This is a genomic window from Rhodovulum marinum (genome assembly GCF_004343075.1).
Lineage (GTDB): Bacteria > Pseudomonadota > Alphaproteobacteria > Rhodobacterales > Rhodobacteraceae > Rhodovulum > Rhodovulum marinum.
The window spans coordinates 78,464-91,305 of sequence record NZ_SLXP01000013.1; the positions used below are offsets into that span (position 1 = coordinate 78,464).

Here is a 12,842-nt window from a genome sequence, read left to right on the forward strand (position 1 = left end):
TGGACCAAGGGACCGGCGCAGGGTGCAATACCGCATGGTTGATCTGGTTCAGATCGCGCCGAATTATCCGCCGATTGTCTGCGGCGTTGGCGACCACGCCGCGCAGATGGTGCCGGAATTCGAGCGGTTGGGCGCGCAGCTTTACACCGTCGTCGCGAATGAACACCCGATCTCGGAGGCGGGCAAGAGCCTCAATGGCGTGCGTTCAGCGCAGGCTCTGACCGACGCGCTGCACGGCAGCGGGGCGGAGGCGGTCATCGCGCATTTCTCCGGCTACGGCTATGCCCGCAACGGGCTGTGCGTCTGGCTCGTCGAGGGTCTCAACAGCTGGAAAGATGAGCGGCCACAAGGCCGGATCGTGACCATCTTCCACGAGGTCTATGCCACCGGCCCGATTTGGCGCAGGAGTTTCTGGACATCGCGCCCGCAGCGGCGCATCGCCCGCGACCTGGCTCGCATCTCCGACAGGTGCTTTGTCTCGTCCGCAGTCGGGGCCGCTCAGTTGCACAAGATTGGGGCGCCTGGCGTTTGCGAGGTGCTCCCGGTGTTTTCCAACGTGGGCGAACCCGCGGAAGTCGCGCCGCTGTTCGATCGTCCGCCCCAGGCCGTGGTTTTCGGCGGCCGCGGGCAGCGGCGGCGGGTCTACGAGGCGCTCAAGCGCCACCCACGCCAGACCGAAAAGCTCCTGTCGGACCTGAAGATCGACAGAATCCTGGATATCGGCCCGGATTTGCAGGTTGCCGACCGGATCGCGCGCCGGCCGGTCGAGGCCCTTGGCGTGCTGCCTGCCGATCGGGTGAGCGAAACCCTTCTGGCCAGCCGGCTCGGGTTGCTCGACTATCCCGGCAACCGTCTGACGAAGTCGGGTATTCTCGCCGCCTACCTCGCGCACGGGGTGTTTGCGTTCAACCTCGGTGACGACGCGGCTCTGGCGGGCGGGGCAGACGCCCCGCCGCACAATGCCGGTTTTGTCTCTTTGGACAGCATCGCCGCCCAGGGGCCGACAACGGCGGCGGCTGGACATGCCTGGTACCGGAAACATGGTGTTGCGGTGGTCGCCCGCCGGCTGTTCGAGGCCGCCGGAACCGGTACGTTACCGACCACAGGAGCGCACAGGGCGCCCGATTCCGACGCCTAGAGCACGCTATTTCCGTTTGGAGATGAAGGACGAAGAATGACCATTCCGCTGCATTCGCTGAAGTATCGGGCGACGATCTGGGTCTCGACGCGTCCAACCCTCTACTACGGCCTCAGGCGCCTCACGGGACGATTTGACAAGCTTTGCGTCACGAAAAACACGGATATCGTCATCGAAGGGTATCCGCGCTCGGCGAACAGCACGACGGCGCACGGCTTCATCGACCGCCAGGTTGGTGACATCCGCCTCGCGCACCATAAGCACCATGTCGCCCAGTTGTTGCAGGCGGCGCGCAAGGGATTACCCGCCGTGGTGCTGATCCGCAAACCGGCGACCGCGATGCTGTCCAACCTGGCCCTGGTCGAAGAGGCCCGTTATCGTGGCGAAGATCGACCCGAAAAGCCACTTTCTTTCAGCGACGTGGCATTCAGTTGGTTGATGTTCTATGAGACGCTCGAACCATATCTCGACAAGATCGTGATCGCGCCCTTCGATGAGGTGACGCAGGATCTGAAGCCGATGATCGAGGATGTGAACGCCACGTTTGGTACGGAGTTCCAAAGCGAATCCACGGCGGCGGCCAAGTCCACCGAATTGGGCTGGCACGCCCGGCCGAATGAAAAGCGTGACGAGATCAAGGATGGGCTGCGCCACGACTTCGATGCGGCGCTGGAGGCAAATGCCGGCCTACGCAACTTGATGAAACGCTGCGACCAAGTGCATCAACGCTACCTGGAAATCCATGCGCGTCGTCGTTAGCCATCCAACCGGCAATGCCAATCTCCGCGCTGTGTTGCGGGGATTGCATGAAAGGGACATGCTTCATACGTTTTGTACGACTTTGGCGTTCTCAGAGCCGGTTCTGGCGAAAATCCCGATGCCAGCGAACATCAGAGACGAATTCGCGGCACGCGTGTTTCCGGAGGTGCCCTCGGCATCGGTCGTCACCCACCCGCTGCGAGAAAGCGTTCGGCAGATCGCCCGGCGCGCCGGGTGGAAGAGACTGACACGACATGAAACCGGATTGGCGAGCTACCACCAGGTCTATTATGCGCTCGATCTTGCCGTGGCGCGCCGGCTACCGCGTTTAGCGCGTGAAGGTGCGGGTAGCCTCTACGCCTACGAGGACGGTGCAATGATGAGCTTTACCGCGGCCGAACAGTTGGGTCTCACGTGCGTCTATGATCTCCCCTCGCCACATTGGCGCGCGGTCAAAGATATCCTGGAAGAGGAACGTGACCGCCAGCCGGATTGGGCCGGCACCATGGACGGGCTGATCGACAGCGATCAGCACCGCAAACGGAAGGATCGGGAACTGCATCTTTCGGATCGAATTCTCGTCGCCTCAAGTTTTTCGCGGTCGGCATTGGGGAGATACCTTGGGATGGAGGACGTCGTTACGGTGGTGCCCTACGGGGCGCCGTCTCCGAGGACTGATCGGGTGATCCGGCGTGGGCCCGGACAACCCATCAGGATCTTCTTCGCCGGCCGCCTCAGTCAGTCCAAGGGTTTCGCTGATCTCGTCGCCGCGCTGGGGCGACTGGATATTGACTGGCAAGCGACGATTGCCGGCGGTCTGCCTCGCGAAGTCCCGGATGCGCTTTCCGCTTTCCTGAAACGGGACAATGTTGAGTATCTCGGATTCGTCACACCCGACCGGTTGTTTGGGGCCATGACGCAGGCGCACGTCTTCGTGTTTCCCTCACTCTACGAAGGCTTCGGCATGGTTCTAACCGAGGCGATGGCCTGCGGGCTCCCGATCATTGCGACACCGCACACCGCGGCGCCCGATCTCATCACCGACGGTCGTGAAGGGTTCATCGTCCCGATCCGGGATCCGGACGCCATTGCCGACAGGATAACCCGTCTGGCCGAAAACGAAGACCTGCGGCAAGCCATGGCCCAAGCGGCGCTCGACCTGGCGGCACGATCGCCCTGGTCGCGCTACGAAGAGGCGGTTGCGGCGGCCGTCGGGAAGGCAGTCGCGCAATGACCTCCGTTGTGAGAGACCGCGCGGAGCTTCTAGCCGTTCGCAGCCAGGCAAAGCGGGAAGCAAATCGTCGGCTTGTCGTTAGGGCAACCTTCCTGCTGTTCTTTGTGTTTCTAATTGAAGGGTCGCTGCGGAAATGGTTTCTGCCGGGGCTTTCGGGTGTGTTGACGCTGCTGCGGGATCCGCTCGCGCTCGCGCTCTACGCCTATGCCCTAGCAAATGGCTTTTTCTGGAAACGCGGCGTTGCCAAACTTTGGCTGTTCTTCGCAGTTCTCACGTCGACGATCGGCCTGTTGCAATACTTGCTCAATGGCTTGGGTGTCGCCGGGTGGCTGCTGGGCGTGCGCACCTATTGGCTGTACATGCCGCTGGCCTTGGTCATCGCCGCCACCTATCAGCGCGAAGACATCTCCCGGTTCCTGCGGATCGTGCTGATCGTCGCGATCCCCTATGCCATACTTGTTGCGATGCAGTATTCGGCGCCACCTGTTGCTGTCATCAACTGGGGCGTTGCCGGCGACAACGAGGGTGCGGTCGGTCTGGGTGACGGGCTCGTCAGGCCTTTCGGGCTTTTCACCTACACGGCGCCGAACGTGCTCTACACGGCCTTCTCGCTGGCGGCTTTCATCGCCTACTACCTCGCCGCGAGTCTGGGCAAGAAACAGACACTCTTCTTGGTCGCCGTGGCCGTCGCCGTCGGCACTATGCTGGTTCTGACCGGCAGCAGAACGATCTATTTCCTGGCAGCGGCAATTTTTGGGTTGGCAAGCGTTGGGATTCTGGGGGCGCGCCCAACCGTGCGCGCCTTCCGCCGTATGTTCGGCATCCTCCTTTTCATCGGGCTGGCGGGCGTACTTTTCGTTTGGGTCTTTTCGGACATGTTCGCCGCCATGCAGGATCGCTTCGAACGGGCTTCGAACGCCGAGGGCGGGCTGTGGAACAGGATCTACTACAACTCTTTCAGTTTCCTCGGTTCGGAGAACGAGTCGGAACTGCTCGGCTACGGGATCGGCGCCGGTGCGCCGGGCGTGACCAGCTTCTTTGGTCTGCGCCCTCTGTTCCTTGGCGAGTCCGATACCCGGCGCAACATCAACGAACTCGGGCTCTTCATTGGGCCGCTGTTCCTCCTGCTCCGCTTTGCCACGGCGGGTTGGATCGCGTGGCTCTCCGTCCGGTTGGCAGCACGCAGGGAATACGCGGCCTTGCCGATTGCAGGTCTGGTAGCCGTGTCGTTCGCCTTCGGCCAGTTGACCAGCTCTACGACCGAGGCATACATGCTCTGGCTCGCGTTTGGCCTGGTCGTCGCGCTGCGCCATTCACTCATCCGAGAGACATAATGGTGCCAAGGCCACATCTGGACGCGGCTGCCGCAACACCGGACATCAGGATCGGCCTTCTCGCCGGAACGCTGTCCGCCAGGGCCGGCGGGCTTTCATCCTCGGTCCCCAACCTAGCCCATCGCCTCGGCGCTTCCGGCGCGGCCGAGGTCGAAGTGCTCGGCGGCGAGGATCCTTCGGATCCGCAGGCGGCCGCGGCCTGGGCCGAAGCGGTGTTTGCCGCGCGGATCTACGGCCCAAAATCCTTTGTCTTCGCGCCGTCCCTCGCGCGGCGCTTGCGCACTCTCGCGCCCGACGTGACCGACGTGCAAGGGCTGTGGACCTATGCGTCACTTGCCAATCTGCGCTACCATCGTGCAATCGGGACGCCTTACGTAGTCACCCCGCGCGGCATGCTTGACCCCTGGGCGCGTGACCGATCCGCGTTCAAGAAACGTCTGGTGCGGCTGTGGTTCGAAGACGCGCATCTGCGCACAGCGGCCTGTCTGCGCGCGACGGCCGACATGGAAGCGGAACACTTCCGCAGTTACGGCCTGACCAACCCGATTGCCGTCGTGCCAAACGGTGTCGAGATCCCCGACTTGGCGCCACGCGTCCCGCTTGCAGATGGCCGTCGGCGGCTTCTGTTTCTCAGCCGGGTTCACCCCAAGAAAGGCCTTCCGATCCTATTGCACGCCTGGGCCGCGCTCGAGGTCCAACGGCCCGACTGGGACCTGCACATCGCCGGGCCCGACGAAGTCAACCACACCGCCGAGTTGAAAGCACTGGCATCGGAGCTCGGCCTGCGTCGCGTTGTCTGGCATGGCGCTGTCCATGGCGCGGACAAGGCGGCGCTCTACCGTAGCGCCGATCTGCTCGTGTTGCCGACCTATGCCGAGAACTTCGGCCTCGTCGTCGCCGAAGCTCTGGCACAGGAGGTACCCGTGATCACCACCAGAAATGCGCCGTGGTCGGGGCTTGAATCCAACGAATGTGGCTGGTGGATCGACCTGAGCGAGGAGACCTTGCGCGAAACCTTGCTGGCGTCCACGGCGCTATCGCCGCATGCTCTGCACCGAATGGGTGAGAGGGGGCGCCACTGGGTCTCGCGCGACTTCGGCCTCGACCAGGTTGCCCTGAAGATGCTGGAGGTCTATCGCTGGGTCGTGGCGGGCGGCACGCCTCCTGACATGGTCCAAGTGTAGCGCCCGAGATTGTCCAACATGGTCGACGTGGCGACAAATAGGAATAGCCGGAAATGGTCGCGCCGCGAACTCGCGGGGCGCATCCTCTGGACCACGGCTTGGCCGCTCTTCCGCCTCAGCCCACGCCCCATGTGGGGTGTGCGGCGCTGGTTGCTCAGGTTATTCGGCGCACGCATCGGCCACGAGGTTCATGTTTTCCCGACCGTTAGGATCACGATCCCGTGGAACCTCACGTTGGAAGACCATTGTGCCATCGGCGACCGAGTCATCCTCTATGCGCTCGGCCAGGTGCGCATCGGGCCCCGCACCACCGTCTCGCAGGGGGCTCATCTGTGTGCCGGCACGCATGACTGGCGGCAACCGCATATGCCGCTCCTGAAACCCCCGATCGGCATTGGAGCCGATTGCTGGATCTGCGCGGACGCCTACGTGGGTCCGGGGCTCGACGTCGGCGATCGATCCATCGTGGCGGCGCGCGCCGTGGTCGTCAAAGCGGTGCCCGCCGGCACCATTGTTGGCGGCAACCCGGCGCGCCCGATTGGGCGGACGGACGTATGACGATGTCGGCCAACACAGCGCAACTCTGGTGCCCGGTTTTTTCCGCACCGGGGCCTTTGAAATGCAATCCGTGCCCTGCCGGTCGTGGAACAACAGCGCTCCCGTGGCGCGATATCCGGGATGCGTTCCTCTAGACCCAGAGATCGCGGAGTGAGCTGACTGGGTCGGCGGCATTCTCCTTTCAAGAGTTACGGCAGATTGGCTGGCGCCGAGCCTCAAGATTGAGGGAGAGAGCAGATGCAGAATAGCATGTTCGTCGGGCTGGACGTCCATAAGGCAACGATCTCGGTCGCGTTTGCGCAGGGCGATCGGCGCGGCGGTGTTCGCCACTGGAGAACGGTGCCGCATCGCCCCGACCACCTCCGCAAATCCCCAGGCCCAAGAACAGCGTAACAGCAGGTTATAGTCTATCTGTTCCATCAACTGCCGCTCGGACTGGATCGAGAACAGAACCTGCAGCTGGCTCGCCCGGATCAGCCGTTCCGGCGGGACCGAGGGCCCGCCATCCGGCGCATAGATATCCTCGAAATCGGCATCTAGGTGTCACATCCCGCCTCATTGACAACCCGTCGGATCTGGCGCAGCGGATGCCCAGCCGGAACACGCTCCTCAAGATCGACATAGCTGAACAGCAACCCCGTACTTTCATTCGATCCGCGCATGTTCTCTGCCAATTCCGATCCAAAGTCTTAAATCATGGGCTTGCCGCGCAGTCGATCGGAGTTTTTCAGCAACCTGTTAGCCATGCCAATTCGAAAGTCAGACCAATGTCAAAGCGCAAACTTCCCGTGACCGTTGCCGTTCCCGTGAAGAACGAGGAAGCCAACATCGCCCGGTGTCTCGAGAGGCTGGGCCGCTTCGAAGAGATCGTGATCATCGACAGCGGGTCAACCGATCGCACGCGCGAGATCGCCGAGGGCTTTGGTGCGCGGGTCGTCGATTTCCAGTGGAACGGCGAATTCCCGAAGAAGCGCAACTGGTTTCTCATGAACAAGCCGATCGCGACGCCGTGGGTGTTATTTCTCGACGCTGATGAATATGTCGACGATGCGTTCTGCGATGCGCTCGAGGCGGCCGTGACCCGTGAAGACATTCATGGCTACTGGCTCCACTACGACAACTTTTTCCTCGGCAAACCCATCCGGCATGGTCTCGTGCAACGCAAACTCGCGCTGTTCAGGGTCGGAAAGGCTCTCTATGAGCGGATCGACGAGCACAACTGGAGCGCGCTCGACATGGAAATCCACGAGCACCCGATCGTCGAGGGCAAGGTAGGAGAAATCGATGCGCGGATCGACCATCGTGACTTTAAGGGTCTTGCGCATTTCATCTCCAAACACCGCGATTACGCGCAATGGGAAGCACGGCGCTATGCGCTGATGCGCGACGAACCTGAAACCTGGACACAGCTCACCGATCGCCAGAAGTTCAAGTATACCCACCTTACCAAATGGTGGTATCCGCCGTTCTATTTTGCCTTCACCTTCATCGCCAAGCGCGGGTTTCTAGACGGCAGCGCAGGGTTTCACTACGCCATGTACAAAGCGTGGTACTTCCAAACAATCCGCCTGCTGATCCAAGAGTATGCTGCTGAACCGGCCCTACAAAAAGCCATATGAGAAAGGACACCGTCCAATGGCCCGACTTTACGATAGCCGGAAACGTATATTGGTAACCGGCGGTGCCGGATTCATCGGATCGCACCTGATTGACCGACTCTTAGATCACGGCCACGAAGTGCTCTGTGTCGACAACATGTTCACCGGCTCCAAGCGCAACATTGACCATCTGCACAACCATCCGCGGTTCGAACTGATGCGGCACGACGTGACCTTCCCGCTCTACGTTGAGGTCGACGAGATCTACAACCTCGCCTGTCCCGCCTCCCCAATCCACTACCAGCACGATCCGGTGCAGACCACCAAGACATCGGTGCACGGGGCGATCAACATGCTCGGGCTCGCCAAAAGGCTGAAATGCAAGATCTTCCAGGCGTCGACGAGCGAGGTCTACGGTGATCCGACAGTGCATCCCCAGTCCGAAGAGTATTGGGGCAACGTCAACCCGATCGGCATCCGTTCGTGCTACGACGAGGGCAAGCGCTGCGCCGAGACCCTGTTCTTCGACTACCACCGGCAGCACGGGCTCGACATCAAGGTGGCGCGCATATTCAACACCTATGGGTCTCGGATGCACCACGCCGACGGGCGGGTGGTGTCGAATTTCATCGTCCAGGCGCTTCAGGGCAATTCGATCACGATCTACGGCGACGGAACGCAGACCCGGTCGTTCTGCTACGTCGACGACCTGGTCGAGGGGTTCATCCGATTGATGGAGACCGGGTCCGAGGTGACCGGCCCAATCAACCTTGGCAACCCCAACGAGTTCACCATCCGTGAACTGGCCGAGAAGGTGATCGAGAAGGTCGGGTCGCGCTCCGAACTGGTGTTCCACGACCTGCCGCAGGACGATCCGAAGCAGCGCCAGCCCGACATCACGAAGGCGAAGGTGACGCTCGACTGGGAGCCGACGGTGCCGCTCGACCAAGGGCTGGACCGAACGATAGACTACTTCCGATCCCGGCTGCCGGAACTTGCGCCTTCGGCCTGATCCAGGCCCCGCCGGCACTCGTCGCTCGAACCACCGGGGTCTTTCTTCGCCGCGCCGGCGCCCGGTCTTCAGGAGAATCGCATATGGCGCGGAGGGTCTGATCTGACCCTCTTGCCGCCAAGCGCGGGATGGATTCTGTGGGGTGGGACACACTCTTCGGAGTCTTTCCCCCTGATGAACACCCTTTTGGGCGCCTTTGACGACATCCCAGATCCGCCCGATGGCAACCGCGTGCTCGCAAACTCCGCGCAAGGGTTAGAGTCCTGTCTCTACATAGGCAATCTCGACGCAAAGGATTGCGCCCGCATGCAGTGGATGATGCTCCACCAGGACACGCCTTTAGATTTCGTGATCGCGACCGGTAACCAGTATTCCGTGCTCGAGTTCTGCGCATGGTCGGCGTCCGAACTGGGCAACACGCTCGGCTTCGATAGTGAGGGCCTCGACGAGCGCGCCGTGTTCACGTCGGTCGAGGCCGATATCGCGCCCTCGGTGGAGCCGGGCAAGGTACTGGTTCGCATCGATCCGCGCCATTTACGTCCAGGCGAAGTGGAGACCCAGTTGAGCGACCTGCGAAAGCCAAGCAGAAGCTCAGCTGGGAGCCCGAGATCACCGCGCAAGAGATGTGCGCGGAGAAGGTCGTCGAAGACCTCAAGGCGGCCCGACGCCATGCGCTGTTGAAGGCGCACGGGCTGAGCACTCCAGTATCGGTCGAGAATTGATCGCGCCCGTCGCCTCCTCCCCGTCACGGGTTTCGTCACATTGACACGGCATCACTACCTTGATTTCCTTCGGGCTTCTGCGGCCGTGCTGGTGGTGGCTGGCCATGCGCGGGCATTCGTGTTCGAGGATCACACCCCCGGGGGCGGCGTCCTAGCCGACCTGTTTTATTTGGCTACAGGGCTCGGGCACCAAGCAGTTATCATCTTTTTCGCGATGAGCGGATACCTCGTCGGCGGGCCCGCCATCCGGATGCTCTGGTTCGGCACCTTCGCCTGGGTGCCCTACGTGGCCCGACGCCTATCGCGACTGTGGATCGTGGCGATCCCAGCCCTGTTACTTACGCTGGCCTTCGACACGTTCGGCGCTTCGCTGTCCGGCGGGAAAGGCTACGACGGTTCCTACAACGCTCTCCTGAGCTCTGGCCCCGGGGCGCAGGGGCTCGCGGATTCTTCGGTCACGTTTCTAGGCAACGTTTTGTTCCTCCAGACCGTGACCGTGCCCGTCTTCGGCTCCAACGGACCAATGTGGAGCCTTGCGAACGAGTTCTGGTATTACGTGTTCATTCCGACGGCCCTGTGGGTCTCTCTCGGCATTGCCCAGCGCCGCATCCGCACGATCGGCATCGTGGCTCTGGCGGCAATGGTCGTCCTGCTGCCAGCCGCGTTCATCGTCGGCGGCTTCGTCTGGCTGGCCGGCGCCGTCGCCGCCGTCGCGGCGCAGGACCGGAGGCTAAAACCGCTGTTCGAACACAACCTCGCTCGCGCGACGACGATCGTCGCGCTGCCGGTGGGCATGGTGGGTGCTAAGCTCTTGTCAGCCTCAAGCGACCTGTGGTTTGGCCTCTTGGTTGCTGCGGGCCTTCCGGTCTGGGCCGCGATGCCCTCGGTGTCACGCGTCTTCAATGTAATAAGTGAACATCTGGCAGAGATGTCTTTCACCCTCTACTTGACACATTTTCCGCTTTTGATGTTTTTCTCGACTGTGTGGCTGCTTCCCGACCAATTGGCCCTTTCGACGACCGGGATTACAACCTACGCCGTCCTGATCCTCGCGGCGTTCGTTTATGCTTGGCTGGTCTGGTGGCTCTTCGAACGCCATACCAATCGGGTGTACCGCTGGGCCATGGCGCGCCTCGACAGCGGCTGGCTTCAGCAATCCGTTCCCCGCAATGAAAAACAGGATACGTGAAGTCCTATCGGGGCCTCGGATCCGAAAAGATTAAAGCGTGAAAGGAACCTATGTTGCCGGACATCGCTGCATGGTGGGATCGCCCATCTTGCGCCAGCTCCCCCGCGCGCTCCAGCCTTTGGTTCGAGGTCACTGTGGTGTTGATTTCCGCTGAGAACTGCCCCGGTCTTTTCATGGGGAAGCGATCCCCCTCAGGGTTATGGTCTTTGGTCTATGTGTGGGTCAATGCCCGTCAGTCCTCCTTCTTCTTTCGGGCGGCTTTGGTGCTGGCCTTGAAGCGGTAGCTGTCGTTGCCGGTCACGAGAATGTGGCAGCGATTGGTAAGGCGATCGAGGAGCGCAGTAGTGAGGTGCCCCTAGATTTTTAGATGCTTTGCCCCCTTACTTTGAGCCGAGGAGGCGACCATGGGGACACACGACGCGTGTTGGTGCCCGAGAGATAGACCGACGCGATCAGCGCCTCGGCCGTCTTCGTCAGCCGCTGGTAACGCGGCAGCGCCTTCGAGCGCCATTCGCGCACTTTGCCGTCCTCGTTCTCGACACGGGCGCGCGGGACGCTGATCGTCTCGGTGCCGAACGTCCCCGTGATCCGGCGATCGCGGTGGCCGTGGCGATAGCCCTTCGCCGCCCCGGCCTCCCGATCGTAGCGCAGCCGGCCGAGAAAGCCGTCGAGCTCTTCATTGAAAACCGCCTCGATGGTGCTGCGGATAGCTGCGCAGATCGGCTACAAGCGCCGTCCCGGCCGATATGGCGGCAAGCCTGCTGTAGTCGCTGATAACAGGTTGGAGCAGTGCTTCGATGCGTCTCAGCCCGATCAGGTCTGGGTGACCGACATCACCTAAATCAAGACCTATGAAGGCTGGCTGTACCTGTGCGTCGTCATCGATCTGTTCTCGCGTCGGGTTGTCGGCTGGTCCGCCCAGTCCCGCATGACGACGGACCTCGCCCTGCAAGCCCTGCTGATGGCCGTGTGGCAGCACAACGTCGTCTACAAACGATGCGGCGTGTGGCTCCGGTCGTGAATGTCGTCGCGGTTGCGCCACTTCCAGACCGTCTGCTCCGCGATCCCGTAGCGCTCAGCCACCAGCCAGGCCGGCTCCGTGCTGGCCTGGATCGCGGCGCGGATCTCCGGCGTGCTCGCCGCCTGCTTGTGCAAAGAGATCAGCATGCTTGCCCCCCTCGCGAACACTGCGCAGGATCAATCTTGCCATGAACAAAGCGGACCGGCGAGGGTCTATGTGATCATCCGGTATGGAACAACTAGTTTCAAAAATAGGACGTTTCAGGGGAGCAGATCAGTCCTGACAGAGGGGGACCCCCGACCTTCCACCGTGTTGACACGCGCCGCCCGCTGTCGCATCGCGATCCCGGCGGCATTTGCTAAAGGGATTTCGACATGAAGATTGCGATGGTCGGGACGGGCTATGTCGGGCTGGTCTCCGGTGTGTGTTTCTCGGACTTCGGCCACGAGGTGGTCTGCGTGGACAAGGACCCGCGCAAGCTGGACATGCTGGAGCGCGGCGAGGTGCCGATCTACGAGCCGGGCCTCGATGACGTGATGGCGCGCAACGTGGCGGCCGGGCGGCTGTCCTTTACCGGCGACCTGGCCGCCGCGGTCGACGGGGCCGACGCGGTGTTCATCGCGGTCGGCACGCCCACGCGGCGCGGCGACGGCCATGCCGACCTGACCTATGTGATGGCCGCCGCCGAGGAGATCGGCCGCGCGCTGACCGGCTATTGCGTGGTGGTGACGAAATCGACGGTGCCCGTCGGCACCAATCGCCAGGTTGCGGCGGCCGTGCGCGGGGCCAACCCGGCGGCCGAGTTCGACGTCGCGTCGAACCCCGAATTCCTGCGCGAGGGGGCCGCGATCGACGATTTCATGCGGCCCGACCGGGTGGTGGTGGGTGTCGAGTCCGACCGCGCGCGCGCGGTGATGGCCGATATCTACCGCCCGCTGTTCCTGCGCGAATTCCCCATCGTCTACACCGACCTCGAATCGGCCGAGATGATCAAGTACGCCGCCAACGCCTTTCTCGCGACCAAGATCACCTTCATCAACGAAATGGCGATGCTGTGCGAAAAGGTCGGCGCCGACATCAAGGCGGTGTCCAA

10 protein-coding genes and 6 pseudogenes are annotated in these 12,842 nt (G+C 62.1%); 12 read left to right on the forward strand and 4 right to left on the reverse strand.

Annotated elements, in window-relative coordinates; all coding sequences use genetic code 11:
• The first annotated feature begins 34 nt into the window (after positions 1–34).
• Genes EV662_RS16305 through EV662_RS16330 form a run of 6 tightly spaced genes read left to right on the forward strand, consistent with a single transcriptional unit; the run spans position 35 to position 6,207 of the window.
• Entirely contained in the window at positions 35–1,138 is a 1,104-nt protein-coding gene (locus EV662_RS16305; protein WP_132464857.1) for a hypothetical protein, read from the forward strand.
• A gap of 36 nt (positions 1,139–1,174) precedes the next feature.
• Positions 1,175–1,897, forward strand: a complete 723-nt coding sequence (locus EV662_RS16310; protein WP_132464860.1) for a hypothetical protein — start codon at positions 1,175–1,177, stop codon at positions 1,895–1,897.
• A 58-nt stretch (positions 1,898–1,955) separates the two neighbouring features.
• The gene (locus tag EV662_RS16315) at positions 1,956–3,131 is read left to right on the forward strand and encodes a glycosyltransferase family 4 protein (RefSeq protein WP_165915632.1); all 1,176 of its coding nucleotides are present in this window, start codon (positions 1,956–1,958) and stop codon (positions 3,129–3,131) included.
• Positions 3,128–4,465 carry a hypothetical protein gene (locus tag EV662_RS16320; RefSeq protein WP_132464866.1) on the forward strand — a complete coding sequence of 446 codons (1,338 nt, stop codon included), beginning with the start codon at positions 3,128–3,130 and terminating at the stop codon, positions 4,463–4,465. Before EV662_RS16315 ends, EV662_RS16320 begins: the two co-directional genes overlap by 4 nt.
• Positions 4,465–5,649 (forward strand): glycosyltransferase, encoded by a 1,185-nt coding sequence (locus tag EV662_RS16325; protein ID WP_165915633.1) that lies wholly within the window; start codon positions 4,465–4,467, stop codon positions 5,647–5,649. Before EV662_RS16320 ends, EV662_RS16325 begins: the two co-directional genes overlap by 1 nt.
• Positions 5,650–5,667: 18 nt before the next feature.
• Entirely contained in the window at positions 5,668–6,207 is a 540-nt protein-coding gene (locus EV662_RS16330; RefSeq protein WP_132464869.1) for an LbetaH domain-containing protein, read from the forward strand.
• A 367-nt stretch (positions 6,208–6,574) separates the two neighbouring features.
• Here the strand turns inward: EV662_RS16330 and EV662_RS19960 are convergent.
• Positions 6,575–6,869 (reverse strand): annotated as a pseudogene (locus EV662_RS19960) (transposase); the annotation flags it as partial.
• A gap of 126 nt (positions 6,870–6,995) precedes the next feature.
• On the opposite strand from EV662_RS19960, the gene EV662_RS16340 reads away from it, so the two are divergent.
• The 4 genes and pseudogenes from EV662_RS16340 to EV662_RS16355 all read left to right on the forward strand — a co-directional run bounded on the left by EV662_RS16340 (position 6,996) and on the right by EV662_RS16355 (position 10,728).
• Positions 6,996–7,826: a glycosyltransferase family 2 protein gene (locus EV662_RS16340; RefSeq protein WP_207903638.1), complete on the forward strand. Its 831-nt coding sequence runs from the start codon at positions 6,996–6,998 to the stop codon at positions 7,824–7,826.
• Positions 7,827–7,842: 16 nt separating this feature from the next.
• Entirely contained in the window at positions 7,843–8,817 is a 975-nt protein-coding gene (locus EV662_RS16345) for a UDP-glucuronic acid decarboxylase family protein (protein WP_132464875.1), read from the forward strand.
• A 228-nt stretch (positions 8,818–9,045) separates the two neighbouring features.
• Positions 9,046–9,539, forward strand: a pseudogene (locus tag EV662_RS16350) (GDP-mannose 4,6-dehydratase); the annotation flags it as partial.
• Between the two features lie 40 nt (positions 9,540–9,579).
• Entirely contained in the window at positions 9,580–10,728 is a 1,149-nt protein-coding gene (locus EV662_RS16355) for an acyltransferase family protein (protein ID WP_165915634.1), read from the forward strand.
• Positions 10,729–10,960: 232 nt separating this feature from the next.
• Here EV662_RS16355 and EV662_RS16360 read toward each other — a convergent pair.
• A pseudogene (locus EV662_RS16360) lies at positions 10,961–11,077 on the reverse strand (ATP-binding protein); the annotation flags it as partial.
• 62 nt (positions 11,078–11,139) lie between these two features.
• Positions 11,140–11,436: pseudogene (locus EV662_RS16365) on the reverse strand (transposase); the annotation flags it as partial.
• On the opposite strand from EV662_RS16365, the pseudogene EV662_RS16370 reads away from it, so the two are divergent.
• Positions 11,435–11,704, forward strand: a pseudogene (locus tag EV662_RS16370) (DDE-type integrase/transposase/recombinase); the annotation flags it as partial. The pseudogenes EV662_RS16365 and EV662_RS16370 sit on opposite strands and share 2 nt — an antisense overlap.
• A gap of 14 nt (positions 11,705–11,718) precedes the next feature.
• Here the strand turns inward: EV662_RS16370 and EV662_RS16375 are convergent.
• Positions 11,719–11,895 (reverse strand): annotated as a pseudogene (locus EV662_RS16375) (IS481 family transposase); the annotation flags it as partial.
• A gap of 228 nt (positions 11,896–12,123) precedes the next feature.
• Here EV662_RS16375 and EV662_RS16380 point away from each other — a divergent pair.
• Positions 12,124–12,842 (forward strand): UDP-glucose dehydrogenase family protein (locus EV662_RS16380; RefSeq protein ID WP_132464881.1); only part of this gene is annotated, 719 nt, incomplete at its 3' end.

Excerpts from the sequence above, each read along its gene's own strand:
- EV662_RS16330 (WP_132464869.1), top strand. The coding sequence starts at position 5,668 with ATGGTCGACGTGGCGACAAATAGGAATAGCCGGAAATGGTCGCGCCGC.
- EV662_RS16315 (WP_165915632.1), top strand. The coding sequence starts at position 1,956 with ATGCTTCATACGTTTTGTACGACTTTGGCGTTCTCAGAGCCGGTTCTG.
- EV662_RS16320 (WP_132464866.1), top strand. The coding sequence starts at position 3,128 with ATGACCTCCGTTGTGAGAGACCGCGCGGAGCTTCTAGCCGTTCGCAGC.
- EV662_RS16310 (WP_132464860.1), top strand. The coding sequence starts at position 1,175 with ATGACCATTCCGCTGCATTCGCTGAAGTATCGGGCGACGATCTGGGTC.
- EV662_RS16305 (WP_132464857.1), top strand. The coding sequence starts at position 35 with ATGGTTGATCTGGTTCAGATCGCGCCGAATTATCCGCCGATTGTCTGC.
- EV662_RS16325 (WP_165915633.1), top strand. The coding sequence starts at position 4,465 with ATGGTGCCAAGGCCACATCTGGACGCGGCTGCCGCAACACCGGACATC.
- EV662_RS16345 (WP_132464875.1), top strand. The coding sequence starts at position 7,843 with ATGGCCCGACTTTACGATAGCCGGAAACGTATATTGGTAACCGGCGGT.